This is a genomic window from Collinsella sp. CLA-AA-H302, from assembly GCF_040093305.1.
In the GTDB taxonomy this organism is placed as follows: domain Bacteria; phylum Actinomycetota; class Coriobacteriia; order Coriobacteriales; family Coriobacteriaceae; genus Collinsella.
In genome coordinates this window covers 37,561-63,147 of record NZ_JBBNJW010000007.1, presented here as the reverse complement: position 1 = coordinate 63,147, position 25,587 = coordinate 37,561, and the positions used below count along the sequence as shown (strand labels likewise).

21 protein-coding genes and 1 tRNA gene are annotated in these 25,587 nt (G+C 60.6%); all 22 read right to left on the bottom strand.

Annotated elements, in window-relative coordinates; genetic code table 11:
- Positions 1-68 precede the first annotated feature (68 nt).
- Positions 69-3,701, bottom strand: coding sequence for a transcription-repair coupling factor (mfd, locus tag AAAV21_RS06545; protein WP_349108272.1), 3,633 nt, complete (start codon positions 3,699-3,701; stop codon positions 69-71).
- 120 nt (positions 3,702-3,821) lie between these two features.
- Entirely contained in the window at positions 3,822-4,487 is a 666-nt protein-coding gene (nth, locus tag AAAV21_RS06540; RefSeq protein WP_349108271.1) for an endonuclease III, read from the bottom strand.
- A 63-nt stretch (positions 4,488-4,550) separates the two neighbouring features.
- The gene (locus AAAV21_RS06535) at positions 4,551-6,353 is read right to left on the bottom strand and encodes an ABC transporter ATP-binding protein (protein ID WP_349108269.1); all 1,803 of its coding nucleotides are present in this window, start codon (positions 6,351-6,353) and stop codon (positions 4,551-4,553) included.
- 125 nt (positions 6,354-6,478) lie between these two features.
- Positions 6,479-7,834 (bottom strand): DNA recombination protein RmuC, encoded by a 1,356-nt coding sequence (gene rmuC, locus AAAV21_RS06530; protein WP_349108268.1) that lies wholly within the window; start codon positions 7,832-7,834, stop codon positions 6,479-6,481.
- Between the two features lie 52 nt (positions 7,835-7,886).
- A complete protein-coding gene (locus AAAV21_RS06525) occupies positions 7,887-8,450 on the bottom strand; it encodes a hypothetical protein (RefSeq protein WP_349108266.1) in 564 nt (187 codons plus the stop codon).
- The gene (locus AAAV21_RS06520; protein WP_349108264.1) at positions 8,447-8,977 is read right to left on the bottom strand and encodes a DUF6036 family nucleotidyltransferase; all 531 of its coding nucleotides are present in this window, start codon (positions 8,975-8,977) and stop codon (positions 8,447-8,449) included. The genes AAAV21_RS06525 and AAAV21_RS06520 overlap by 4 nt, the downstream gene beginning before the upstream one ends.
- 123 nt (positions 8,978-9,100) lie before the next feature.
- A complete protein-coding gene (locus tag AAAV21_RS06515; protein ID WP_349108263.1) occupies positions 9,101-9,523 on the bottom strand; it encodes a hypothetical protein in 423 nt (140 codons plus the stop codon).
- 466 nt (positions 9,524-9,989) lie between these two features.
- On the bottom strand, positions 9,990-10,622 hold the full coding sequence (locus AAAV21_RS06510) for a hypothetical protein (RefSeq protein ID WP_349108260.1): 633 nt from the start codon (positions 10,620-10,622) through the stop codon (positions 9,990-9,992).
- Positions 10,623-10,909: 287 nt separating this feature from the next.
- Positions 10,910-11,449 carry a rubrerythrin gene (gene rbr, locus AAAV21_RS06505; RefSeq protein ID WP_349108258.1) on the bottom strand — a complete coding sequence of 180 codons (540 nt, stop codon included), beginning with the start codon at positions 11,447-11,449 and terminating at the stop codon, positions 10,910-10,912.
- Between the two features lie 99 nt (positions 11,450-11,548).
- Positions 11,549-12,454, bottom strand: coding sequence for an adenine glycosylase (locus AAAV21_RS06500; protein ID WP_349108256.1), 906 nt, complete (start codon positions 12,452-12,454; stop codon positions 11,549-11,551).
- A gap of 21 nt (positions 12,455-12,475) precedes the next feature.
- On the bottom strand, positions 12,476-12,961 hold the full coding sequence (locus AAAV21_RS06495) for an Rrf2 family transcriptional regulator (protein WP_117629049.1): 486 nt from the start codon (positions 12,959-12,961) through the stop codon (positions 12,476-12,478).
- Positions 12,962-13,320: 359 nt separating this feature from the next.
- Positions 13,321-13,398: transfer RNA gene (locus AAAV21_RS06490), tRNA-Asp, on the bottom strand.
- 410 nt (positions 13,399-13,808) lie between these two features.
- Entirely contained in the window at positions 13,809-14,276 is a 468-nt protein-coding gene (locus AAAV21_RS06485; protein WP_055252090.1) for a YfcE family phosphodiesterase, read from the bottom strand.
- Positions 14,277-14,372: 96 nt separating this feature from the next.
- The gene (locus AAAV21_RS06480) at positions 14,373-15,089 is read right to left on the bottom strand and encodes a response regulator (RefSeq protein WP_006235156.1); all 717 of its coding nucleotides are present in this window, start codon (positions 15,087-15,089) and stop codon (positions 14,373-14,375) included.
- A gap of 72 nt (positions 15,090-15,161) precedes the next feature.
- Positions 15,162-16,505 (bottom strand): histidine kinase, encoded by a 1,344-nt coding sequence (locus AAAV21_RS06475; protein ID WP_349108253.1) that lies wholly within the window; start codon positions 16,503-16,505, stop codon positions 15,162-15,164.
- On the bottom strand, positions 16,502-17,689 hold the full coding sequence (locus AAAV21_RS06470; protein ID WP_117743936.1) for a glycosyltransferase: 1,188 nt from the start codon (positions 17,687-17,689) through the stop codon (positions 16,502-16,504). Before AAAV21_RS06470 ends, AAAV21_RS06475 begins: the two co-directional genes overlap by 4 nt.
- A gap of 171 nt (positions 17,690-17,860) precedes the next feature.
- Positions 17,861-19,120 (bottom strand): MFS transporter, encoded by a 1,260-nt coding sequence (locus AAAV21_RS06465; RefSeq protein ID WP_349108249.1) that lies wholly within the window; start codon positions 19,118-19,120, stop codon positions 17,861-17,863.
- Positions 19,121-19,339: 219 nt separating this feature from the next.
- Positions 19,340-20,284 carry a zinc dependent phospholipase C family protein gene (locus AAAV21_RS06460; protein ID WP_349108247.1) on the bottom strand — a complete coding sequence of 315 codons (945 nt, stop codon included), beginning with the start codon at positions 20,282-20,284 and terminating at the stop codon, positions 19,340-19,342.
- A 92-nt stretch (positions 20,285-20,376) separates the two neighbouring features.
- Entirely contained in the window at positions 20,377-21,111 is a 735-nt protein-coding gene (locus AAAV21_RS06455) for a response regulator (protein WP_349099968.1), read from the bottom strand.
- A 38-nt stretch (positions 21,112-21,149) separates the two neighbouring features.
- Positions 21,150-22,535 (bottom strand): histidine kinase, encoded by a 1,386-nt coding sequence (locus tag AAAV21_RS06450; protein ID WP_349108245.1) that lies wholly within the window; start codon positions 22,533-22,535, stop codon positions 21,150-21,152.
- A 117-nt stretch (positions 22,536-22,652) separates the two neighbouring features.
- Positions 22,653-23,930, bottom strand: coding sequence for an amidohydrolase family protein (locus AAAV21_RS06445; protein ID WP_117655955.1), 1,278 nt, complete (start codon positions 23,928-23,930; stop codon positions 22,653-22,655).
- A 131-nt stretch (positions 23,931-24,061) separates the two neighbouring features.
- The gene (locus tag AAAV21_RS06440) at positions 24,062-25,513 is read right to left on the bottom strand and encodes an APC family permease (RefSeq protein WP_349108243.1); all 1,452 of its coding nucleotides are present in this window, start codon (positions 25,511-25,513) and stop codon (positions 24,062-24,064) included.
- Positions 25,514-25,587 lie beyond the last annotated feature (74 nt).

The following is a 25,587-nucleotide window of genomic DNA, read 5'->3' as shown; positions in this document are numbered from 1 at the left end:
GGAATCGGCCCGCAACGTGGTGGGACAAAGAACGACCAATATCTCTATCCCGCTACGCCCCCTACCTGTTAGTCATCATCACTAGCGCCCAGCTGCTGCAGCAGCATGAGGGCGGCTGCCACGGGACCGGTGCCGTCGTTGGCGTCGAGGCCACGACCCAGGCCGCTGCCCGCACCGGCGCCCGCCTTGTAGGGCACTGACAGCTTGCGGCTCTTGGGGAAGTTCACCGCGCCATAGCGGGTCTTAAGCTCAAAGGCCACCTTCTTGGGCACGTCGACGCCCAAAAACGTGATGCGACCGCCGCTGAGCGTGACGCTCTCGAGCCCCAGGCGCTCGCCGCGAATGCGGATGCGCGCGCGGTTGAACAGGTTGAGTCCCGCCAACGGCAGCTCACCATGCGCGGCCTCGGTCTCCTCCTGCACCTCGTCGACACTCTCCAGGTCCTCGGCCGCCGCGAGCTTACGGTACACGAGCACGCGCTGGTCCACCGCCGGCAGGTACTCCTCGGACAAGAAGTAATCGGCCGGCAGGTTAATGCCCACGCTCGCCGCCTCCACGCCGGCATCGTCATCGCCGCGCGCCTCGGCCACGGCCTGGCCCAGCATCTGCGTAAACAGGTCAAAGCCCACGCTCGACAGGTTACCGTGCTGCTCGGCGCCCATAAGCGAGCCGGCACCACGGATCTCCAGGTCGCGCATGGCGATGCGCATGCCGCTGCCCAGGTCCTGGAACTCGGAAAGTGCGGTCAGGCGCGCCGTCGCCTCCTCGGTGAGCGGCAGCTCGCCCGGGAACATAAAGTACGCGTAGGCCTGCGTGGCAGAGCGACCCACGCGGCCCTTGAGCTGGTAGAGCTGCGCCAGGCCCAGACGCTGCGAATCCTCGATGATGAGCGTGTTGGCGGTCGCGTTGTCGATGCCGCTCTCCACGATGGTCGTGGCGATGAGCACGTCGATCTTTTTGGTCGCGAACTCAATCATCACATCCTCGACCTCGCGCGGGCTCATCTTGCCGTGCGCCACGCCCACGCGCGCCTCGGGCGCGGCCTCGTGCACGCGCGCCACGGCGTCGTCGATGGTCTTGACGCGGTTGGACACGTAGTACACCTGGCCGCCGCGGCCCACCTCCAGGCGAATCGCCGCGCTCACCACATCGGGGTCGTACTCCCCCACATGCACGATCACGGGACGACGCCCAGTCGGCGGCGTCGTGATCAGGCTCATGTCGCGCACGCCGCTCGTGGCCATCTGCATGGTTCGCGGAATAGGCGTGGCCGAAAGCGTGAGCACGTCAATCTGCTCGCGCAGGTTCTTGAGCTGCTCCTTGTGCTGCACGCCAAAGCGCTGCTCCTCGTCGATGATCACCAGGCCTAGGTTCTTAGGGTTCACATTGGCCGAAAGCAGACGATGCGTGCCGATGAGCACATCGATCGTGCCCTCGGCAAATGCCTTGAGCGCGCGCTTTTGCTGCGCCGGCGTGCGAAAGCGGCTGAGTACCTCGACTTCAAGGCCAAACGGGGCAAAACGCTCAAAGAACGTCTCGTAGTGCTGCTGGGCCAGAATGGTCGTGGGGCAGAGCACCATGACCTGGCGGCCGGAGTCCACGCACTTAAACGCTGCGCGCAGGGCGACCTCGGTCTTGCCAAAGCCCACATCGCCGCACAGCAGGCGGTCCATGGGCTTGGGCGCCTCCATGTCGGCCTTAATGTCGGCGATGGCCTCCAACTGGTCGCGCGTCTCGTCGTAGGGAAAGCTCTCCTCCATCTCGATCTGCTCGGGCGTATCGGGCGGACAGGCGATACCGGTAATCGACGAGCGGCGCGTATACAAATCGACCAGGTCAAACGCCAGCTTTTTCGCGTTCTTGCGCGCCTTATTGGTTGCACGCGTCCAGTCGGCGGTATTGAGCCTGGTCAGGCGCGGCTTGTCACCATCGGGGCCAACGTATCGCGTGATACGGTCGACCTGCTCGAGCGGCACGTAGAGCTTGTCGCCGTCGGCATATTCCAGCAAAAAGTAGTCGCGCTCTTTGCCGCCCACTTCCTGACGCGCAATCTCGCTAAAGAGTGCGATGCCGTGAGTGGCGTGCACCACGTAGTCGCCCGGCTTAAACGGGAAGGTGATCTGCGTAATGTCCACCTTGCGGCGGCTGCGCGCGCGGTTGGCATCCATACGGGCGTTGAGGTCGGCGATCGAGAACACGGCCAGGTTGGCATCGGGCACCACCACGCCCTGCGGCAGGGCGGCATCGACAAAGGTCACGCGCCCGCGCGAGATGGTGGGCACGGCGGCACCGGCGGCAGCCTGGGCCGCGCCCGCCTCGAGCGAGCGGGCGTTGAGTGCGTCGGCCTTACGCTCGCGAATTGCAGCATGGGCTTCCTGGCGGGCAGCGCGATCGGCAGAATCCGCCGTTGCCACGCGTACGCGCTCGCCGATGGCGCCGGCATTTTCGGGCGCCGCGGTCAGCGATTCCTCAAAGGTAATGCCCTCGTCGCCAAAGGTGAGCTCCATCGACTCACGCGCGCCGCGGTCGGGAATGGCAAACACGCAGGCATAGCGCTTGCCCACGACCTCCTGGATGCGCGTCATAAAACGGTTGTCCGAGCCTGCGATGGCCGGCTGCTCAATCTTGAGCTCGGCCGTCACCGCACCGCCGGCACGGATGAGGCTTACGTAGTTCAGGCGCTGCTGGGCACCAAAGTCGAGTTGCTGGGCACGTACGTACAGGCCGTCCAGACGGTCGACCCCCGCTTCGCCGGCACGTGCCTCGATATCCTCGTAGGCGCGCAGGCAATCGTCGAACAGCGAGCGCGGCTCGGACAGCACCACGAGCGCCTTGCCGCTCACATGCGACAGCGGGCTCACGGTTTGGCCGTACATCACCGGCAAAAAGCGGTCGAGCTCAGGCGTGACGATGCGCGCATCCACCATCTCGAGCAGCGCCGCCAACTTGCTGTCGTCCTGGCTGGCGCGGTAGAGCGCCACATGCATGTTGTGGACGGCGTCGTCGGTGAGTGCGAGCTCGCGACAGGGGAAGATCTCGATGCTGTCCTCGTTGCCGATGGTCTGGCCCGTGGAGCTCACCATGCGGCGGATGCGGTCAATCTCGTCGCCGAAAAACTCAATGCGCACGGGCGCCTTCTCCTGCGCGGGAAACACCTCGACGGTGTCGCCGTGCACACGGAACAGGCCGGGCACGTCGGCGGCGCCGGCATTGGTATAGCCCATGCCCACCAGACGCTGCGGTACCTCGTCAAAGGGAATCTCCTCGCCCACCGCAAAAGTAGTGGACTCCCAGTAGCGGCTCTCGACCGGCGGCACGCAGCGCAGCAGTGCGCGGGCCGAGGCGACCATGATGCAGTTGTCCCCGCGCACGATGCGCCCGAGCGCCTCGCAGCGCTGGGCCACCACGGCGTCGTCGGGCGCCTGTTCGCGCCAAGGGTAGTCCTTGCGCTCGGGAAAGCGGCACACGTGCGCCAGGCCCACATAGGCGGCCAGACTACGTGCGGCACGGTCGGCGGCATCCTCGCCACTCACGATGTAGACCGTGGGGCGTGGACGACGCGCAAACTGGGCGGCGGCCATAAGCGTGCGGCCCGACTGTGACACGGCCAGCGTCACGTCCTCGCCAGCATCGAGCCCGGCCTCGACGGTCTGCAGTGCCTCGGCAGTGTAGAGCTGCGCGGCTATACGGTGAATGAGCATGCTGTTCCTCCGGCATCGCAACGCCAAAAGCCCGCCGGGGCAAGCTCGGCGGGTCGTTCGTCAAAAGCATTGATTGTCATGGTAGCGCATGGGATGGACGCGCCGACGCGCGCCGGACAGCTACCCCAAAACGCGCACGCTGGGACAAAGGTCTGCCAGCGGGCACTCGTCGCACTTAGGTTTGCGGGCGTCGCAGATCTCGCGGCCAAAGGTAATCCACTGGTGGTTGACTGACTCCCAATACTCGTGCGGCAAGATCTTGAGCAGATCCTGCTCGGTCTTGAGCGGCTCTTTGGCGTGCGTCTTGGGGCTCAGCATCAGGCGGTGCGCGATGCGGTTGACGTGCGTGTCGACCGCGATGCCCTCGACAATGCCAAACCCCACGTTGAGCACGATGTTCGCCGTCTTGCGCCCCACGCCCGGCAGCTTGACGAGCTCCTTCATGTCGGCCGGCACCTCGCCGCCGTAATCGGCGACGATCATCTGCGCGGCCTCCACGGCGTGTTTGGCCTTACTCTTATAAAAGCCGAGCGACTTGATGGTATCGGCCACATCGGCCACGCTCGCCCCCGCCATGGCCTCGGGCGTGGGCCACTGGGCAAACAGCCGCGGCGTCACCTTGTTGACCTGCGCGTCGGTCGTCTGCGCCGAGAGCAGTACCGCGATGAGCAGCCTAAAAGGATTCTCGTGGTCCAAGAAGCACTCGACCGGGCCATAGCGACGGTTGAGGCGCTCGCACACCTCGATGGCGCGTTCGCGTTTGGTGGCATTGGTCTCGCGTGGCATAACGACTCCTCGGCTCAACGGCATAACAAACCTATGGGCACGATTGTCCCACGTATGGGGTCTTTACGCTTCCAAAAAAGCGCCGGTCTGGCGGCTCCACAGGCTTGCGTATTCGCCGCCCGCCTCGACAAGCTGCGCATGCGTGCCGTCCTCGACAATCTCGCCGTCCGCCAGCACCACGATGCGATCGAGCGCCGCCACGGTGGACAGGCGATGCGCCACCACAATGGAGGTGCGCCCGCGCATCAGGTTCTCGAGCGCCTCCTGCACCAACGCCTCGGACTCACTGTCCAGGGCAGAGGTCGCCTCGTCGAGCACCAGAATCGGCGCGTCGGTGAGGATGGCGCGGGCGATGGCCACGCGCTGGCGCTGACCACCCGAAAGCTTAACGCCGCGCTCGCCCACCATGGTGTCAAAGCCATGGGGCAGGCGGTCGATAAACTCAGTCGCGTTGGCCAGGCGCGCAGCCTCGCGAATCTGCTCGTCGGTAGCGTCGGGGCGGCCGTAGGCGATATTCTCGCGAATGGAGCGGTGGAACAGCAGCGCCTCCTGCGGCACGTAGGCAACCTGGCGGCGCAGGCTCTGCTGCGTGCAGCGCGAGACGTCCTGACCGTCCACGAGCACGCGGCCGCCCTGCACGTCGTCCAGGCGCAGCAACAGCTTGGTGAGCGTCGTCTTGCCCGAGCCCGATTTGCCCACCAGGCCCACGCGCTGGCCCGCCGCCACATGGAGCGTCAGGTCGTCGAACACGCTCTCGCCCGCCGCGGCATCACGGTATGCAAAGCTCAGGTGCTCAAAATCAATCGCGCCCTCGCGCACCTTGAGCTCGGGGGCGTTCTCGTCGTCTGCCACCAGACGCGGCTCGTCCAGCACGCGCGTCATCTCGGCCGCATCGCCCAGCGCGCGGTTGATGCGCTGCATCATGGAGCTCACGTAGTTCAGACGCATGGTGAGGTTGTACGTATAGGTAAAGATCATGACGAGCGCGCCGGCCGAAATGCCAAACCACGCGTTGCCGCCCGCGACGAACACACTCACCACGGCCATGGTGATGACGATAAGGCCCGAGGTCGTAAAGTTGCGTTGCATCATGGCGTGCATCGAAACCGTTTCGGCGTCGCGCGCGGCGCGGTCGGCGGTATCGAACAGGTCGCGCTCAAAGTCCTCGCGCCCGCAGGTCTTGACGGCCAGGATGTTCGTGACCGCGTCGGAAAGCACGCCCGACAGCTTGTTCTGCGCGGCGGACGTCGCGGCCGAAAGCGGCATGATGCGCTTGTACATAAGCCAGACAAACGCAATGTAGATGACCATGATGCCCACCAGGATCACGGTAAATGTGGGCACCACCGGGGCGAGCGCCGCCACCGTGCAGACAACCGAGGTGATAGTGGGGATGAGCGAATACACCGTCACGTCCACCAGGCCCGTGTAGCCACTCATGAAACGGCTCGTCTGACTCACAAGCGATCCGCCAAATCGGCTGGTGTGGAATGTCATGGACTGGTTGGAGAGCGTGTCAAAGCACAAGCGTGCCAGGTGATAGTTGCCCGCAATCTCGAGCTTGTAGACGGTGTAGTCTTGCAATTTGGAGAGGATCTGGCCTACCAGATTAACGAGCACAAGCGCCAGAATGTAAGGACCAAAGACCTCGAATACTTGTTCGCCCGCCACGGGGCCGGCCTGGACGCGGTCGACGATGAGGGCCATCACGTAGGTGTTGGCAAACGTAAGCAAAAAGATATAGCCCGCCGACGAGAATACCGAAAGAAAGACGATCAACGGCTGCGTGCGCGTGACGTCCCAAAAACGCTGCAACGTGCGGCGCACGGTGGAGCGCTTGAGCGGGCTGGTGCTTCTCTGAGACATGGGCTTCCTTTCGCGTCTGATAGGGCGAGACGCCATTGTTGCACACTAAAGCGCGCTTCAGGCAAGCACGATGCGAAAAGCACCCGCGCCCCGCGCTTGCGCCGACACCCCGCCGTCAGGCACGGCTAGTCCTTGTCTTCTTGGTCTGTGAGCAGGCCCGCGGACTCCAAGCCCAAAATCGCGTCGGCCTCCCGCGCGTCTTCCAGCGCGTCGATGTCCTTGAGCTTGCGCTCCATAACGTTGGTGCGCGTGGTGATAATGCCCTCGACCGTCTTGCCCGCGGTCTCGATCTGCTGCTGCGCGCGACGCAGCGCCGCCTGATAGCGCGGCAGCTCGGCCTTGACGGCGGAAAGCACGCGTAGCACGTCGTCGGTGCGCTTTTGCAACTTAAACGTCTGGTAGCTCATCTGCAGGCTGTTGAGGATGGCGGCCATGGTACTGGGGCCGGCAACGTTGACGTGATAGTCGCGGCCCAGGGCCTCGATAAGCCCAGGGCGACTGACGACCTCGGCGTACAGGCCCTCAAACGGCACGAACAGAATGCCAAAGTTGGTCGTCGCGGGCACGCTCAGGTACTTCTTGCAAATGTCCTTGGCCTCGCGTTTCACCATCATATCGAGCGTCTTGCGCGCTGCGGCGACGGCCTCAGCGTCACCCGACTCCTGGGCGTCGAGCAGATGCTCGTACGCATCGCCCGGGAATTTGGAGTCGATTGGCAGCAGCACGGGATCGCCCTCGTCTACCGGCAGCTTGACGGCAAACTCAACACGTTCCGAGGCGCCAGGCTTGGTGGCAACGTTTTCCAGATACTGGTCGGGCGTAAGGATGTCCGCAAGGATCGCACCCAGCTGCACCTCACCCAAAATGCCACGCGCTTTGACGTTGCCCAGCACGCGCTTAAGATCGCCCACGCCGGTGGCGATGGATTGCATATCGCCCAGGCCCTTGTACACGGCCTCGAGCTGGTCGCTCACCTGCTTAAACGATGTAGACAGGCGATCGTTGAGCGTACGGGAAAGTTTTTCGTCCACTGTCGCGCGCATCTGATCGAGCTGCACATTGTTGTCCTTGCGGATGGCGCCCAGCTGGGCATCGACCGTCTCACGCACCTTGTCCAGGCGCTGCTCGATTCCCTCGCGGTTGGCGCCGAGCTGTTGGGTCGTCTCGCGGCGCAGGTCGTCCATACGGTCGCCGGCCTGCGAGAATTCGCGCGCGATGGTCAGGTAGCGTTGCTGCTCTACGGCGGCGTCGGTCGTCTGCTGCTGCGCGATGGCGTTTGCCGTGCGTCGGGTTTCTGCCAGCGCGACGTTGAGGGCATCGAGCGTACTGTTGGCCTGCTCGAGCGCAGCCAGCATCTCCGCGCTACTGTCGCCACGCTCCCGCAACTCGGAACGCAGGCTCTTGAGCTGGAGGGCGCAAGCCACAGCAACCCCCACCGCCACCAAGGCAATCACAACAAGCGCAATATCAATAACAGACATAGACTTCAGCCCAACAAACCCAATCGAGCACCAATCAAAACCTCGATTAATCTTACCCCGCCACACGCACCGGGTGCCCGGCCCCTTCTTGGGTGCTTCTCTCCTCCGCATATTCCATAATGCGACGCGCTGTCTTTCTGCTCACCTTCGAGTCATCACCGGCTAAGTATGCGTACACGTTTCCCTTATTCAGATTCAAATCGCGGCAGAGACCGTAGCGCGTTACACCCGATTCCTCCAATGCTTTAAGTGTTCTCTTTCTCATCAGGGCGTTCACCCTTCTGTCGGCCGCTGGCTTTTCTTTCACCCCTCTATACGCACGCCAAACGTTGGCGTAACGATTGGGGAGCTTATCCTCGGAGCATAGAGATGCCAGGCTACTCGCTTGGCCATACAGAGACAAAACACCTCGATAGCCCTCTTCCATCCACGAGCCCTCGGATAAACCCAGAACGTATTCGGCCTTACCCTGCGCCAAAGCGAGCAAAAACAGAGGCTCCGCCACACGCGGCTCAACCGTTGTTGCCTGCTTTACAAGCTTCCTAAAACTCAGCGACTGCTGTCCGGACAGCTCTCGGCAATAGCCTTTCAAAAATCCCTCAAAAGTCAGATTCAACCGAGCACCTCTTTTTTGTATTGCCTGTATGCGCAGACCATCTCTTGATAACTCCGCTCTGAAGGCGACGAGGCCAACGCCTCTCCTTCATCGAATATAAGCCGCTCGAGCAGACCCCAATCAAGTCGGTCGATAAATGTTCGACTATGGAGGTCGACGATGTCGTTCGGACGATAGGCATAAAGCTTCATCACCGCCAGATCCTCCAAAGATGGCGTAAAGTACCTGATAAAATGCGCCCCAATCTCCAATGGAATCAGTCGATCTTCGTAATTGAATGGCATCTGGTTGCAATATGCCACTGCCATGCCATTCACCTCGGGGTATCGAGCTATGATCTCGCGGAGGCACCTGTCTGCCTCAAACACATCAATGTCATGTGTAACCGACCGATTCGTCACATCGTTTAGCATGAAGGCGCTTCCTCCCACCAATACAACGCTCGGCCTATCGTCTCTTGGACCTATTTCCAGCTCCGCCTCTTCGTCAATATCCAAAAGAGTCTGCTCTAAATCCTGCTTATACATAGCAAATCCTATTATTATTCATCTTCAATAATACTATTCAGTCGCACGACAGGACCCACAGGATGCAAGAATCCTACTCGTGGCGAGAATCCCTACACCCTAGAAGTCCTGATGTGGCAAACGCTAGCTCTCCCAGCCGGCGCGGATGGTTGTTATGACATCGCCTAGGCGCTGGCCGAGGGCTGACAGATGCTGGAGCACTTCACTGGGCGAGGCACCGTTGAGAATGCAGGTGAGCGCATACGAGACCAGGAAAATCGCCGCAAGTCCTAACGGAATGAGCACGATCATCGCTAACGTGCGCAGGCGCTGGCCCACGCGGCGGTGGCGCGTGCGGCGTTTGTCAAACGCAAGCTCCTGCGCATACGAATCTTGTTGTACGGAATAGTTCTCTGGCACCGATCCACCCGCAAGCGAAACCGCGGGCGCGGCATTTTGCGCAGGAGGCTGGGCGGCTACCCCTTGCATTTGCATCTCCATAAGCCGTTGCTGTTGGCGCAACATGCGCTCGGCTTGTTGCTGCGGGGTCTCAAGAAACAGATCCATGCTGGCCTCCAAAATCGGAGCATTCGACGCTTGCGCCCAGCATCCCGCATCACCATGACCGCGACAACACAATCGCCGGCAATAGCCACAAAGTTTCTTTTGCCCAAAAGCTGTCGAAAAGCTCAACAACTCCCCTACCAGCACTTTCTTTGAGCTTTTTCCGATAACAATCTTTTGGCCCTCCACCACCAAGCCAACTAACCAAAAGCTGACCAAAAGCTTGACGAAAAATGTGAAGACAGGGACCCCACATAAACAAACGTGCCGCCCCAAAAGGGCGACACACAAACTAATCTATGAGCCAAAACTCGTTGGCAAGCCCGCGCCGTCAGACCCGCGGTGCATGCCTTTGCCTCGCGCGACTCTGCGAAGCCGTGAGCGAGAGGGAAAGGGATGCGCCGCGGGCCTGACGTCCGGAGCGGCGAAGCCAGCAGTTGCCCCGCGCTCCGCAATCAGCGAAGGCAGGCTACATGCCCGCAAGGCCCCGAGAGGCGGTGGCACATATAAACGCCAGGGCCAGAATCACAAGCGAGCCGGCAATGTCTGCCAATACGCCAGCAACGCGGCGCTCAAACAGCCAGCTCTCGAAGTGCGGAGCGACATTGCGCCAGACACGCCACAACAAGATGCCTATACCGATGACGCCGGGAATATTGAGCAGCAAAATCTCGGAGCACAAGAGGCCGATCAGGTTGCCGGCGGCAAAGCCCGCATCGCCCTCGCAGTATTTGCGATAGATCATGTACAGCATGTACGCCACAAACGGCTGCAGGCACGCAGAGATAAACGCAACCACCATCGAGGGGTCCTGAGAAAAGACATCGGTGAGCTTATCCACACTCGTGGCATCCTTAGAGGCCAAAAACAGACCGATGACCACCACAGGCACCACGCCCAAGATGACCTCGACCATCGTAAACAGCTTGGCAGTCAGGTCTTCGCTCGCCGTATTCAAATGAGGCGCCCACTCAGGATGAGCATGCGCCCCAACCTTTTTCTCCTTACCGGCACGGGCAATCTTACCGCCCTCATCAACCACGCGATTAGGATCACGACGAGTCCCAGCAGCGGCCATCCGAGCCCGAGACTTCTTACCCATAAAGCACCCCACATCAGGCAGTAAATAAACAAAAACACTACCCAGTTTACCCCTAAGCGATGGTGCGGCCCCAACTGGCCCCCACACAAAAACGTGCCGCCCCAAAAAGGGGCGGCACACAAACTTTAATATCAGCTTTTCTGTAGCGAGCACGCGACGACCCGAAGCCGGGGCGCAGGGCGGGAGGCCGGATCGCCTTCCCTCAACGCGACCCTGCGGAGCCGTGAGCGGGGAGGGAAGGCGATCCGGCCTCCCGCCCTGCGCCCCGCAGCAGCCAGCGCCAAGCGCTAGTAGTTCACCACCTGCTCCTCAAAGTACGCCTTCGGGTGGTTGCACACCGGGCACACTTCAGGCGCCTCGGCACCAACGTGCAGGTGCCCGCAGTTCAGGCACTTCCACACCTTTACGCCCTCGCGCTCAAACACCTCGCCCGACTCGATGCGCTCGACGAGTTTGTTGTAGCGCTCCTCATGGGCCTTCTCGACAGCACCGACGCCACGGAACTTTGCGGCGATCTCGGCAAAGCCCTCCTCCTCGGCGGTCTTGGCGAACTCGTCGTACATCGTGGTCCACTCGTAGTTCTCGCCCGCAGCGGCATCGCGCAGGTTATCCAGCGTGCCGGGAACGGCGCCATTGTGCAGATACTTAAACCACAGCTTGGCGTGCTCGGACTCGTTGCCAGCCGTCTCGGCAAAGATATTCGAGATCTGAACGTAACCATCCTTCTTGGCCTTAGATGCGTAGTAGCGATACTTGGTATGTGCCTGAGACTCGCCGGCAAAAGCGGTCTCGAGGTTCTTCTTGGTTTGAGAGTTCTCAAAATCCATAGGTGTACTTCCCTTCAATACATGCCGCCCATAGGCTTTGAGCGGCTTTGCCTTCAGGATACCCCCTGTCGAAAATCTAAACCGTAAAATTTGAGCAATCTATACACTCAGCCAACGATCGCCCTCGGAGCGGCAGAAGCCCTCTCGCTCCAAGTCGGCCAAAATGCCCGCGGCAAGATCGTGATCGACTGGCTCGCGGCCTGCCGCCGCCTCCATCTCGTTAACGCCCGCCACGGCATCAGCAAGCGTAATCCCCGCCGGTTGGCCATCGCGCGCTGCCAGCAACATGCGCACGATATGCGCGCGCTTTTGGCGACGTGAGCCCTCAAACTTGGACTGACGACTATAACCCGCCGATCGCCTAGACGGATTGGGCAGCGTCTTCTTAAGATACGCGCCATAATCCAGCAGCGCGTAATACCACGCGCGCGGTGTGTCGGCATTGTCCTGAGGCACGGCAAAGGGGGCAATCTCGTCCGTCACCGCACCGGGAGCCGCTGGGCAGGCCGCCTGAATCAGCGGCACCAGTTCGCGATCGGGAACAGCCGGCACGTCGGGAAAGAAATGATGCAGAAAGACCGTGCGCACGTTGGTCTCCAGATACACGCCCGGAAGATCGAACGCAAACGACCGAATGCCCTGCGCCGTCGCCGGACCAATACCAGGCAGAGCGACCAAGTCACGCGTCTCGTGCGGAAACTCCCCACCCCAATCCTCTACGACCCGTTGAGCGGCCCCGTGAAGCGCCAGGGCGCGTCGGTTGTAGCCCATCCCCTGCCAAGCGTCCAAAACATCGGAAGGCGCGGCCTGGGCAAGCGCCTGCACGGTCGGAAAGCGATCGAGCCACGCCGGCATACGCGTCTCCACGCGTGGCACCTGTGTTTGCTGCAACATGACCTCGGAAAGCCAAATGATGTACGGATCGCGCGTGCGGCGCCACGGAAGGTCGCGATAACGCAGGACCCCTTCCGAACGAATCATCGAACGAAAGGGGTCCTGAATCATATCTATGCTCCTTATGCGGCGCTATTCCTCCCGGCAAGCACACGCACAGGTGGCGTACTCGGGAAACGCTTCGCGGTCGGCGAACTTGGGATCGACGGCCGGGAACTGGCGGTGAGCGACGATGTCTCCGAGCGAAACGGAATCGAGGTAGTCGCGCATCAACGCCTGAGCTCCGGCCCACAGGGGATGATAGCAGCACGTGCCCATGCGTGCACAGTCGCCATCGGGTGCGGTGCAATCATTCATAACCATAGGGCCCTGAACGGCCTCGACGACCTGACGGATAGTGACATCGTCCGGACTGACCTTGAGACGCATGCCACCGTGGACGCCACGCAGGCTCTCCACAATACCGGCCTGGACCAAACCGTGCTGAATCGAGCGGGCAAACGAATACGGAACATTGACCTCTTCGGCAGCGGTGCGAACAGAAAGCAAACGCTCCGGATCCTCGGCAAGCATCGCCAGCATACGAAGGGCGTAATCAGTCTTCCTCGATATGTCCATTTTTCCCCTTTCAAGGAATACGAACAGCTCGAACGAGCTCCGGGGCCGAGCTTGTGTCGAGACGCTAAATGACCGCTAGGACATCCAAATGGTAAATCGGATATCCACTGAGTGCCGCGCTTGGAGCGAAATGCATCAGATGCGGCCTACAGTGCAATTTAGTATAACCTAACCCCCTGTCTCGTTGAACAGGTGTTGCGCAACAAAGCTGTTGTTCAGACAGATATACTTATTAGATTTTACTTGCGTTCCCGAAGGCGCGGGGATTCTGGGCGAAGATGCACCAAGGCAATCGTTCTATCGAAACAAAGTGCATCAAACGCAAAAAGCCACGTCCGAAGACGTGGCTTTAATTGCGTTGGCGGGAAGTACGGGGCTCGAACCCGCGACCTCCGACGTGACAGGCCGGCGCTCTAACCAAACTGAGCTAACTCCCCAGGCAGACGTTCGCGTTTGTTTCCGCTCGCGTGCGCTGCGGGGATTAGTATACACAGAAGTCTGTCCGGCGCGCAACAACTTTTTTGAAAAAATTTTTGGGGCCATCCGGGAGGGTCTCCGGGGCTGGGGGCGGGGGTTAAGTTTGCTGCTCTACAGTCCTGCGCAAGACGGAAAGCACATTAAGTGCTTTCCTTTGCGTGCGGAACTCGCGACAAACTTAACCCCCGCCCCCAGCCCCGGAGACCCTCCCTGCCGTCACTTTGTTCGAGTCGTTGTTGCTCCTCGCCGCTTCCGCGGCTCGAGGTCCCCGTTCTCCTCGGCGGGGTTGTCTAAGGTTGTCGCCGAAGCTCTGCCTTTTGCTGAAAGAAAAACGGGAGATGCGATCTGCGCCCCCCCGTTTTTGTTGCGGTTAGTCCAAGTCAATAAACTTAGTGGTCAGTATCTTGCCGTCTTTGACGAGCATTCTGGCCATGGTGGGGCCTCGGGTGCCTCTGGGGTAGCTGGCGCTGCCCGGGTTGAGGACTAAGCAGCGGCCCACCTGGGCTTCTTTGGTTACGTGGGTGTGGCCGTTGATGGCTACGTCTACGGATCCCACCGGAAGGTCTTCGCGGTAGTGGGCTACGGCGAATTTAAGGCCTTCGTAGGTAAAGAGCGCCAGGCGATCTACATCGGGGCCGTAGTCGCGGTAGTAATCGTTGTTCCCCAATACGGCCCGCACAGGGGCGATGGTGCACAGGTGCTCGTAGTCCATCTCTGACGTGAGGTCGCCGGCGTGGATGATCAGGTCTGCGCCCTCAAGCTCATCCAAGAGCGCAGGCGATAAATAGCCGTGGGTGTCCGAGATGATGTCGATACGCTTGGCGCTTGCACTGTTCATGGGATCCCTTCCGCAAAAAACGATTCGGCAGATACATACAAAAAAGGCCCCACGGCTCCGCAGACGATGGGTCTACAGGGCTGCGGGGCCAGTGTGCTAGAGACTCAGAGCCTTCTTGAGCGGCACGACGCGGCGGCGCGAAACCGGCACGCGCTCGTCGACGCCCGTAATGCCCAGCTGGATGGCGCCCGAGGGCACCGTCTCAACGTCCGTGACGCACGCTAGGTTGACGATATAGCGGCGGTGAACACGGAAGAAGCCAAAGTCGCAGAGCTTGGCCTCAAACTGCGCCAGCGAGGTCGTCGACAAAAAGCGATCATCGACGGTATAGATGCAGGAGTAATCGTCCTTTGCCATGATAAAGCGGATGTCATCCACGGGAATGAGCACCTTGCGGCCGCCCTTTTCCACCGGGATACGCTCGATGGTCACTTTGCTGTCCGTAACCGGCTTGGCGCGTTGCATGACCTTCTCGATCGCGCGATCCAAGCGAGCTTCCTCGACAGGCTTCATCAGATAATCGACGGCATCGACGTCGAATGCCTCGACCGCATGGTCGCTATACGCAGTCACAAACACGATCGCCGGCGGATTTTTGAGCTTATGCAGCGCCTCGGCAAGTTGCAGACCCGAGGCACCAGGCATCGAGATATCGAGAAACACGACATCCACGCGACTTTCCATAAGCATCTCGATGGCGGAGCGGACGCTCGACGCCTCCGTGATCGTGCCGATCTTGCCCGTTTGCTCGAGCAAGAAGCGAAGCTCCGAGCGAGCCGGCGCCTCATCATCCACAATCATCGCACGCAGCATAGGGATAAAACCTTTCGTCAACTAACTACGCCAGGCATCCGTCGCATGACGTTGAGCCCGTAGCCTTTTATTTTACTCTTGAATGTCAAAGATGCTCTCTGACAAATCAAGATGAAGGAGCACTTTGGTGCCCTTGCCCGGCGCCGATTCGACACGCGTATAGGAGTGCGGCCCAAAAAAGCGATGGATGCGCTCCGAAATATTGTGCATGGCCACACCGGCGCCGCCACCCTGGGGAGAGCTGGCGTCGGGACGGGCAGAGCGCTCGTCAAACAGTCTGGCGGCGGTACCCTCATCCATGCCCACGCCATTATCGGCCACGGCAATCAAGATTGCATCCTCGCCGTCTTGGTGAACGGTCACGTCGATCCTCAGGGCGCCGTCATCGCCCATACCATGACGCACGGCGTTCTCGACAATCGGCTGGATCACGAACGCCGGCACCAGCGTATCTTCCACGTCCTCGGACACATCGAACGTCGCAAGCACGCGGTCCTCGCCAAAGCGGGCCTTCTCAAAGGTAAGGTAGCGCTTGGTCTGTGCGACCTCGCGCGCGACCGGAATAAGCGATCCCGAGTTGTCGAGCGTGGCGCGATAGAACGATGAGAACTCACGAAGCAGTTCGCGGGCCCGCAGCGGGTCGGTGCGCGTAAACGATGCAATGGTGTTCAGCGTGTTGAACAGGAAGTGCGGGTTAATCTGCGCCTGCAGCGCACGCACCTCGGCGCGCGCCGTGAGCTCCTTTTGCACCTCGAGCTCGTGGATGGCGAGCTGTGTGGACAAGATCTCGGCAAAGCCCGAGGCAAGCGCGTACTGGGTACGGTCGACGGCGCGCGGGGTCTTGTAGTAGAACTTGAGCGTGCCGACGGTGCGGTCACCCACCTTGATGGGGGCGATAATGCCGGCGGGGACTTGGTTGTGCGAGCCGTCCGAGCCCACGACATCCACCATACGGTTGAACGACTGCACGATGCCATGTTCGATAACGTAGCGTGTGGCAAGCGTGTGGATGGGAGAATCTGGCAGTAGTTTTTCCTCGAACTCTCCCGCGCAGGCAAGCACGTTGCCCTCGTCGGTGATGGCCACCGTCATGGCGCGCGTCTCGGGCAAAATGCGCTGGCACACCAAACGCGCCGACTCCTGCGTCAGACCGCCCTTAATGTCCTCGAGCATGGCCGAGGCCACCGAGAGCGTCTCCTCGGTGTACTGGGAGCGCACCGAATCGGGATTGAGCGTCAAAAAGATAAAGATGCACAGAAAGATGCACAGCAGCGCGCAGGCAATCACCGTGGCGATCGGCTCGATACCGGTCACCAAGGCAAAAATAAAGTACACCAGCACGCAAATGGCGCAGGCAACGGCAATGATGCGAAAGATTGATATTGAACTATCGCGCTGGGCGCGGCGGTCGATCATTCGGCCCCCTCCAGGATACTGATCAGTTGTGCGTCACGCCAAAGCCCGTCCATGATCTTGGGCCAAAAGCTCTGAAAACGCAGATAGCTTGCAGCGTTTTGGCGCGCATAGGCCTTTGCCTCGTCGATACCATGGCGCCAGATGCGCAGGTAGCCCTCATGCTCGCGGGTAAACACGCTGCGGACCATAGCGGTCTTGCGCACGCGGTCGTCGAGCTCGCGCGAAATCCACGGGCCCGGGTAGGGCATGAGCGATGCCGCCGTAACGGGAATGAGCTCCTTTTGATGCGCGGCGAATGTCAGCTTGGCCCGTTCGTAGTACCAACGGTATACATCCTGCATAAAGCGCGGTGAGCGCTTTTCGGACTCCGGGGGCAGATGGCGCACGGTCCACTCGTTATCGAACCACACGTCGTAGCCAAACATGCGCATGTTAAAGAGGTAATCCAAGTCCTCGCCGCGGGTGATAAACGGGTCAAAGGCCACACGCGTAAAGGCGCGGGCGTGCAGGGCCATCAGGCCGCCGCACACGTAGTTGGAACGCGAGATGCGGGTGCCCGAGAGCGCCTTTTTCATCCAACGGTTGAACTCGATGCGCTTGGTCCACCAACGATGGCAGATGCCCGCCTTGTCCGTGGGAGCCAACGGCGAGCCGTCACGATCGTAGAAATAGCCGCTCTTGACCAAAATCGGCAAGCCCTGACGCGTCTGCTGCCCCAACGCATAGGTCGCGCGCTTCATAAAGTCGGCGTCGATGACAGTCTCATCGTCATCCAAAAAGATAACCGCGTCATGCCCCAGCACCGCAGCGCAGGCCAGCCCCATGTTGCGGATGGCACCGTAGCCTCGCAGGCTCACGCACTCGCCCGAACCCTTGGGCGCGATCTGAGCAACCCGGTCTGCGATGCGCGAGGCCTGGGTGTTGGTGACAACGGTGACCTTGAGCGTGGGATGCGCGTCGACAATCTCGTGCACGCGCAGCGACACATCGGCTGTGGCAGAAACGGGACAGACCACCAAAAGGATGATGCGCGGGATGTCGCGCACCTGTTCAAGCGAGGCCAGGCAGCGGTCGAGTTCAGGATTGTCGGCGTTGAGTCGTGTCGAATGGTCATAGGTGCCAGGGGCGTTTGCGCGAGCGTCATCGCCCGCCCAATACGTTGGAATCACGACCGTGGCGTTCATGCCTTACCCTCCCTGCAACACAAAAACGGGACGCCGCCAAACACAGGCGACGCCCCGCGACCTAGCTGATTCCATCATACCCACTTGGGCAAATCATTGCTCGCAAGTCGCAATGTTTATTGCGGATAACCCCAAAAGAGTATCGCGGCGGACGCAATTACCGGCAAGTTCTTATGCGGCCTGCTCTGCCGTCTGAGACATGCGGGACAGACGGACCAGCAGCACAAAGCCCACCACCAGCAGCACGCCGATGGACAGGACGCCCAGCGAGGGGTTGCCGGTCAGCGAGGTGACGACCGACACCAAGAAGGTGCCCATAACACTTGCATAGCGGCCAAAGATATCAAAGAAGCCGTAGTACTCGTTGGACTTTTCCTTGGGAATAATGCGGCCAAAGTAGCTGCGGCTGAGCGCCTGCACGCCGCCCTGGAACAGGCCGACCATAATGGCAAGCACCCAAAACTCAAAGGCGGTCTTGAGGAAGAACGCGGCGAACAGCACAATGCCCATATAGGCGGCGACGGCCACCAAGATCATATTGAGTGTGCCCACGCGGCCGGCGAGCCTGCCGTAGATGATGGCGGACGGGAAGGCCACAAACTGCGTAACGAGCAGAGCCAGCACCAGTTGAGTCGAGTCGATACCCAAAGCCGATCCGTAGCTGGTTGCCATGGAAATGACCGTGTGCACACCGTCGATGTAGAAGAAGAACGCGATCATGTAGACCAGCACGGTCTTGTTATGGGCGATCTCACGCATGGTGTGTCCGACCTCGGAGAACACGCCGCCCACGATGTGGCCGATGGTGTCCTCGGGGCCACGCTCGCGACCATACTTTTGCTTATAGGTGCGAATGAGCGGCAGGGTAAAGATGAGCCACCAGGCACCAGTGATGACAAACGACAGACGCGTTGCCAGCATGGTGGGGACACCAAGAGCGGGGCCACCCATGATAAGCGCCAGGCAGATGATGAACGGCACGGTGGAACCGATATAGCCCCAAGCATAGCCCGAGCTGGACACGGCGTCCATGCGCTCGTCGGTGGTAATGTCGGGCAGCATGGCGTCGTAGAACGTCATAGAAGAGTTAAGGCCGATGGTGCACAGCACGTACACGGTCAAAAATGCCATGGCGGACATTGGGATAGCCTGCGCCAGGCAAAGGACCAGGCCCGTGAGGAAGAAGCCCAAGAAGAACTTGATCTTGTTGCCGGCGTAATCGGCAAGCGCGCCCAGAATGGGCATGAGCATGGCAATGACCAGCGAGGCAATCGTCTGCGCGTTGCCCCAAGCGACCACCAGGTCTGCCGAGGAAGCACCGGTATTGATGGCGTTAAAGTAGATGGGCACCACCGAGGTATTGAGCAGCACGAGGGCCGAGTTTCCCACATCGTACATGACCCAGTTACGCTCGAGCTTGGTGTATTTCATGGACAGGGACCCTTCGTATTCTCCCGATATGCAGCTAGTTCATCGTACCCCAATTGCACAGAGGCACCGGTAAGGATTCGGCAAAGGGACAGAAGCGGTCATACGGACACGCAGGGCGAAACGCCATCCCATCAACGCAGTTGCGGTGAAATAGTTCCTGCTTAGCCCCCCGGGAGCTTCATTCAGGAACTATTCCACCGCAACTTATGAGTCGGCTTGTTATTCCTCGCGGTCGAACTCTTCGTCGGCGCCGAGCACGCGACCGCTGTAATTGACGTGGTTGGTCACGGCTTCCATATCGCCGGTCTCGATAAAGCGGGCAACCGTGCACTCGTAATCGAGCAGCGCGCGGTCAAAGACCTCGGGGAAGCTCTCGTTCGAGACCTCGTCGGTAAAGGGGTTCTTCCATGCCAAGTGGCCCAGGTTGCCGGTACGCTCTGGCAGCTCGGTCGTCACGCGGTGCGCAAGGCCGTCGAGCAGCGAATAATCGTGCACCAAGCCCTCGAGCAGGGCAATCGCGCGCGTCTTGGCCGAACCGGCCGGCTCGATAGTGCGGTAGAGCAGCTGCATGTCGGCTACGGCGCCGGCGTACTCCCCCGCCGGGATGTCGATACCGTACACGCGCCCGGCGACGTAGCTCATCAGCACGCCGGCAACACGATTGATGCGGTCGGTCGTGACGATCTCGCCCGCCGGCGGATAATCCTCGACCGTTGCCCCATCGCGCTTGAGCTGCAGCATCAGCACGTCCAAGTCGCTTTCGAGCACGGCGTGAACTTGACCGCCCGAAGCCTCGAGCTCGGGGTCGGACTCAACAATGCCAAACTGCTGCTCGTAGACAAAGGGGTGGGCATTGCGGTCGAGCACATAGTGCGACAGCAGGCCCAGCGCAAACGCGCGACCCAGATTGGCATCGCGCGGCTGCAGGTGCGACACGCCGTCGCGCAGGCACGAGAACTGACGCGACATGCGCGAGCGGTGCATAACCTGAGCAAGCAGCGTGCAGTCGGAGATGCGCGGCGTGAGCATGTGGAAGAAAAACGGGTCGGGACCTTGGTTTCCCAGGATAAAGGCGATGCGCTCCTCGTCGGACGTGATAACGCCCTGCGGAAGACGGTCGATGCTTTCCTCGCCAAACAGATGATGCGTAATGAGCGCGGGCATAATGATCCTTTCGATTTCATTCGATGTCACCCATTATGCCCACCGTGCGGTCATGCCAAACCTGCGGCGGTAAACGATGGTGTGCAGCCCGCCTACGCAAGCCCCAGGTGCGCCTTGACCTCGGCGGCGCGACGGCGGGACACGGGCACCGTCGAGCTCACGCGGTCGAGCCTGAGCTCCATCAGGCCCGTGGAGCCGATCTCGACATTATGTACGTCTTCCAAATTGACCAGATAACTGCGGTGGACACGAATAAAACCCTCGGAGGCCAAGCGCCGCTCGAGCGAGGAAATCGACTCATTGATCAGGTATGTTCCCTCGGCGCAAACGGCGTTACAAAAATCGGCACGCGCCTCAAAGTAGCAGACATCCGCCACGGGAATGAACACCTTTTTGCCCCCGCGATCCACCGTCAGGCGCAAAGGCTGGCGCGGAGCATGGACGACACGGCGAGCGCCCAGGGCAGTCTCGATCTTGTCGAGTGCCTTTGACAAGCGGGCATCCTCGACCGGTTTGACGATGTAATCGACAGCATCGAGGTTATAGGCATCGGCCGCGTACTCGGCAAATGCCGTCACAAACACCACGACCGGCGGCGTCTTTAGGTTCTGCAGCGTCTCGGCAAGCTCAATTCCCGAGCGGCCGGGCATGGTAATGTCTAAAAACAGCACGTCGGGCTTGTTCGACAGAATCGACTCCACGGCTTCGGTGACATTGCCCGCCTCGGCAATCTGACCCACACGCGTATCCTTTTCCAACAGATAGCGTAGCTCAGCCCTAATCGGAGGCTCGTCATCAACCACCAAGATGTTCCAGCCTTCGGACATATGCGCTTCCCCTCTTTTTCTCTCAATCCAACCGCGTACTACACCGTCAACGGCGCCGGCTCATGCGGCTCGCCGTTCAACTCAACGATGACCTGCGTTCCCACGCCCTCCTGGGACTTCACGCGCATGCCGGAATCTTCTCCGTAAAAGAAATGGATGCGCTGAAGCACGTTGAAGAGCGCCAGGCCGCAACCTCGCTTGACGGAGCCGTCGGCGGTAATGCTCTCGGGCTCCTCTCGGCGATGCTGCTCAAACAGATGCGCGCAGACTTCTTCGCTCATCCCGATGCCGTCATCTTCGACGATGATCTCCAAGCCGTCATCGGTCTCAAAAGCCCTAACACGAATAGAAAGCGGCTCGGTCTCGCGCTGCGCATGCTTGATGCAGTTTTCGAGCAGCGGCTGCAAGATAAACGGCGGTACCAGGCTGTCGCGCACCTCAAAGTCGATGTCGACCGAGACGCGCAGACGGCCGTCGCCATACCGGGCCTGCATAAGATTGATATAACGAGTGCCCTGTTCCACCTCGTGCTCGAGCGTGGTGAGCGTATCGGAGTCAGAAAGCGTCTGACGGTAATAATTGGAAAAATCGATCAGCAGCGATCGCGCCTTGTCGGGCTCGGTTCGAACGAGCGACACGATGGTGCTGATGGTATTGAATAGAAAATGCGGGTCGACCTGCGACTGCAGGGCGCGAAGCTCCACGCGGGCCGTGAGCTCGTCCTGGCGCTCGAGCTCAAAGCTGGCGAGCTGCGTGGAAATGAGATCGGCAAAGCCCGAGGCCAACGCCGTCTGGCGCATATCGATGCTGCTCAGGCGGGGGTAATACAGCTCGAGCGTGCCCACGTAATGCCCGCGCACGGTCAGCGGCGCGACAATGCCGGCGCGCAGACGGGGAAAATAGCCGCCCGTCTCATTGGAGGCGTCGCGCGAAAATACACTCTGTTCGCCGGACTCGATCACGTTGAGCGTGGTCTTGAGCACGACCGGGGTGCCGGCAGGGCACTTTGCCGAGTCCTCGCCCCAGCTTGCCAGCACCTGTTTGCCATCGGTAAAGCAGATGGCAGAGGCGATGGTCTCGGACAGGATGATTTTAGAGGCGCCCAGGGCCGCTTCGGGCGTAAGGCCGCGCGACGTGTAGGCGAATATTTTTGATGCGATGGCGAGCGTACGGTCGGTTGCGCTCGATGTGAGGTCGTCGGGGACCACAAAGACATACGAGAAAAAGAAGCACAGCATGACCAGGCCGGCAATAACGACAACGCCCGGAACGGGATTGGGATTATCGGTTAAATCCCAGATAAGCAGCAGGATAAGCACCGGAACGACAATACCGAGCAGGATGGCCTGAACCACATGCTGGGCCGTACGAAAGACCTTGGTAGAGTTGTAGCTCTTGCCCAGAATCAGCCTGTTTAAATCCACCGTCATCCCCTCTTGTCCGTAGCACCCATAGCAATAAAGAGGGCCGCAAGCGACCCTCTCCATTGCATTATGCAATCAAAAACTGTGTTTTACATCAAGCCATCGACAAACGGTATCTTAGGCGCTGTATTTGTTAGCCTCACCAAAAGTGCCAGCCTCGACGATCCAGCCGTCCTTCATGATGACGTCCATGTTGTCGGTGTTGAGCACGTGGATGTCGGCGGCGACGTCACCGTTGACAACCAGCAGGTCGGCGCACTTGCCGGCCTCGATGGAACCGGTCTCGTCCTCGATGTGGCACATCTTGGCACCGTTGAGGGTGGCGCAGGTGATGGTCTCGACCGGAGTGAAGCCGATCTTGTCGACGAACTCGTACATCTCCTCGATGGAGCAGGTGCCGTACGGGGTGACGAAGGAGAAGGAGTCGGAGCCGATCGTCATGACGACGCCGCGCTTCTTGGCCTCGCGCAGGCAGTCGTAGTTGCGCTGCAGCTCCTTCTCGACCAGGGTGCCCTCGTACTTGTCATGCAGCTCGGGGACGTAGACGGGCGGATAGGTGGCGTACCAGGTGGGCAGGAAGGCGATCGTCGGGGTGAAGAAGGTGCCCTGCTCGGCCATGAGGTCCATGGTGCGCTCATCGATATCGAAGCCGTGAATCAGCTGCTCGCAGCCAAAGCGGACGGAATCGTAGGCGGCGGCGTGGTTGTTGTAGCAGTGACTCCACACGGGGATGCCGACCATCTTTGCCTCTTCGACCACGGCCTGGATCTCCTCGGAGCAATAGTGCTGGTCGCGACCGGAATCCCAACGCCAGATGCCGCCACCGGTTGCCCAGATCTTGATGGCATCGGGGTTCTCGCGCAGGCGACGACGGACGGCCTTGCGCAGATCCCAAGGACCATCGACCTGGTCGCCCCAGGGATGGGATTCCTTGTTGAGCTCCTGGGTGCAGTGGTGGGAGTCGCCGTGACCGGCAACGCGGCAGAAGCCCAGACCGGTGGCCAGAACGCGCGGGCCCTTAAAGACGCCCTTGTCGATGCAGTCACGGATCTGGATACCAAAGCGGCCGATCTCGCAGACGGTAGTGAGGCCGTGGGTGAGGCAGTCGTAGGCCTGCTTGACAGCGACGGCCTGCTTCTCGAGGAGCGGCTGCATGACCCAGTCTGTGTCATCGTCGGTCAGGTTGCCCGAGAAGTGCAGGTGGGTGTCGATCAGGCCGGGAAGGACGGTCTTGCCAGCGGCGTCGATAACCTCAACGCCCTCGGGAAGGTCTTGCATAGCACCGGCATACTCGATCTTGCCGTTGTCGTCGACGAGAACGAGGGAGTTCTCGACCGGCTCGGCACCGGTACCGTCGATGAGCTTGCCGCCAACGATTGCGTACTTAGTGGACATGGTTCCTCCTTATGGATCCATATAGTGGGCGAGGCCATGTTGGGTTATGGCCTCACAAAGCTACCCAAGTGGTGCCGGGTTCGGTGCGCGGAAGAGAGGGGTCCGCGCACCCGATCCGCCCCGGCTAGGCGTTATTTTTTGCGGGAATTGGTGAAGGCCATGAGGGCCAGGCCAACGGCCAGCCAGCCGATCACGATGCTCCACTCCACCATGTTGAGGGAGGCGGGAGAGAACGGGACCACGAGCAGGCCGATGATGACGGCGCAGGCAGCGACAGCGAGGCTGATGCCAAACTTGCCGCCGGGCACCTCGTAGGGACGAGGCAGGTCGGGCTCGGTGAAGCGCATGCGCAGGCAAGCGAGGGCGACCATGCCGCAGGAGAAGATGAAGGCGAGAGCCGACACGTTGGTCAGAGGGATGAGCATGTTCTTGCCCAGGAACGGACCGATGACGGTGATGACGCCCAGAACGGCGCAGGCGAGCTTGGGAGCGCCGGAGCTGGGATCGACCTCGGCGAACTTCTCGGGCAGCTGGCCCTTACGGCCCATGGCGAGCATGATGCGGCTCGTGGCGCCGTAGAAGGAGTTCATCGGGCCCATGGGTCCAAGCGTGGCGATGACGAGCATGGCCAAGTACAGGAGCATGTTGATGCCCTTGAGGCAGGCGAGTGCGGGAACCGGGCTCTTAACGAACTCATGCCAGTCGAGGATGGTGCCGAACGAGTAGATGCAGACCATGTAGAAGCCGCCGGCGGCCAGCAGGGCCAGGGAGATGATCTTACCGAACTTGTTCCAGTTGAGGCCCTCGGCTGCTTCCTCAGCCTGCTGAGGAATGGTATCGAAGCCGGCGTAGAAGAACGGGGTCAGAACCAGGACCGACACGATGCCGGCGAACAGGCTGGTGCCCTCGGTAGCGGGCTTGCCGCCGCCAGCACCGGTGACCTGGGAGAACACGGGCATGGCGTGTTCCGGCGAACCGGTGAACAGCGAAACACCCATGGCGAGCAGCATGCCGCAGAGCAGAGCCTTAGTCAGGAAGGCCTGGAGCTTGGCGGCCGAGCTGGCACCGCGGAAATTGAGGAAGATGACGTAGGCTGCAAAGCCGAGCGCGATCAGCGTCGGGAACAGGTAAACGTCGGCGCCCAGGATGGTATAGAGCTTGACGGCACGCAGCCACTCAAGACCGGGCAGGCTGCCGAACATCTCGGACACGAGGGTCGAAATGGCGATGGCCTCCCACGGGCACAGGATGCCGTTGCCCAGGGCCAGGAGCCAACCGGTGATGTAGCTCAGCGTACGGCCAAAGCTACGATCGACATACTCGACGATGCCGCCCGAGATGGGGATAGCAGCCGTGAGCTCACCGAAAACAGCTCCGACGGGCACGAGGAAGATTGCACCCAAGAGGAATGCGATCATAGCGGGAACGGGACCGCCGCCCACGACCATCCAGTCGCCGACCTGCAGAACCCAGCCAGTTCCGATGATGGCACCGAAACCGATGGTGAAGAAGTTCCAGAGCGAAAGCGTTTTCTTCATGCCGCCGTTACCTTCGACTGCAACTTCTGCGTTCTTGTCCGCCATTGTTCCCCTCCTTTCCTTATTGACGCCTCTTTGGCGTCACCCCTTGCGCGGTCCGTTTTGCCGCGCGCTTTTAT

Coding starts and splice junctions, on each gene's coding strand:
- mfd (WP_349108272.1), bottom strand. CDS start 3,701: ATGCTCATTCACCGTATAGCCGCGCAGCTCTACACTGCCGAGGCACTG.
- nth (WP_349108271.1), bottom strand. CDS start 4,487: ATGCCACGCGAGACCAATGCCACCAAACGCGAACGCGCCATCGAGGTG.
- AAAV21_RS06535 (WP_349108269.1), bottom strand. CDS start 6,353: ATGTCTCAGAGAAGCACCAGCCCGCTCAAGCGCTCCACCGTGCGCCGC.
- rmuC (WP_349108268.1), bottom strand. CDS start 7,834: ATGTCTGTTATTGATATTGCGCTTGTTGTGATTGCCTTGGTGGCGGTG.
- AAAV21_RS06520 (WP_349108264.1), bottom strand. CDS start 8,977: ATGTATAAGCAGGATTTAGAGCAGACTCTTTTGGATATTGACGAAGAG.
- AAAV21_RS06515 (WP_349108263.1), bottom strand. CDS start 9,523: ATGGATCTGTTTCTTGAGACCCCGCAGCAACAAGCCGAGCGCATGTTG.
- AAAV21_RS06510 (WP_349108260.1), bottom strand. CDS start 10,622: ATGGGTAAGAAGTCTCGGGCTCGGATGGCCGCTGCTGGGACTCGTCGT.
- rbr (WP_349108258.1), bottom strand. CDS start 11,449: ATGGATTTTGAGAACTCTCAAACCAAGAAGAACCTCGAGACCGCTTTT.
- AAAV21_RS06500 (WP_349108256.1), bottom strand. CDS start 12,454: ATGATTCAGGACCCCTTTCGTTCGATGATTCGTTCGGAAGGGGTCCTG.
- AAAV21_RS06495 (WP_117629049.1), bottom strand. CDS start 12,961: ATGGACATATCGAGGAAGACTGATTACGCCCTTCGTATGCTGGCGATG.
- AAAV21_RS06485 (WP_055252090.1), bottom strand. CDS start 14,276: ATGAACAGTGCAAGCGCCAAGCGTATCGACATCATCTCGGACACCCAC.
- AAAV21_RS06480 (WP_006235156.1), bottom strand. CDS start 15,089: ATGCTGCGTGCGATGATTGTGGATGATGAGGCGCCGGCTCGCTCGGAG.
- AAAV21_RS06475 (WP_349108253.1), bottom strand. CDS start 16,505: ATGATCGACCGCCGCGCCCAGCGCGATAGTTCAATATCAATCTTTCGC.
- AAAV21_RS06470 (WP_117743936.1), bottom strand. CDS start 17,689: ATGAACGCCACGGTCGTGATTCCAACGTATTGGGCGGGCGATGACGCT.
- AAAV21_RS06465 (WP_349108249.1), bottom strand. CDS start 19,120: ATGAAATACACCAAGCTCGAGCGTAACTGGGTCATGTACGATGTGGGA.
- AAAV21_RS06460 (WP_349108247.1), bottom strand. CDS start 20,284: ATGCCCGCGCTCATTACGCATCATCTGTTTGGCGAGGAAAGCATCGAC.
- AAAV21_RS06455 (WP_349099968.1), bottom strand. CDS start 21,111: ATGTCCGAAGGCTGGAACATCTTGGTGGTTGATGACGAGCCTCCGATT.
- AAAV21_RS06445 (WP_117655955.1), bottom strand. CDS start 23,930: ATGTCCACTAAGTACGCAATCGTTGGCGGCAAGCTCATCGACGGTACC.
- AAAV21_RS06440 (WP_349108243.1), bottom strand. CDS start 25,513: ATGGCGGACAAGAACGCAGAAGTTGCAGTCGAAGGTAACGGCGGCATG.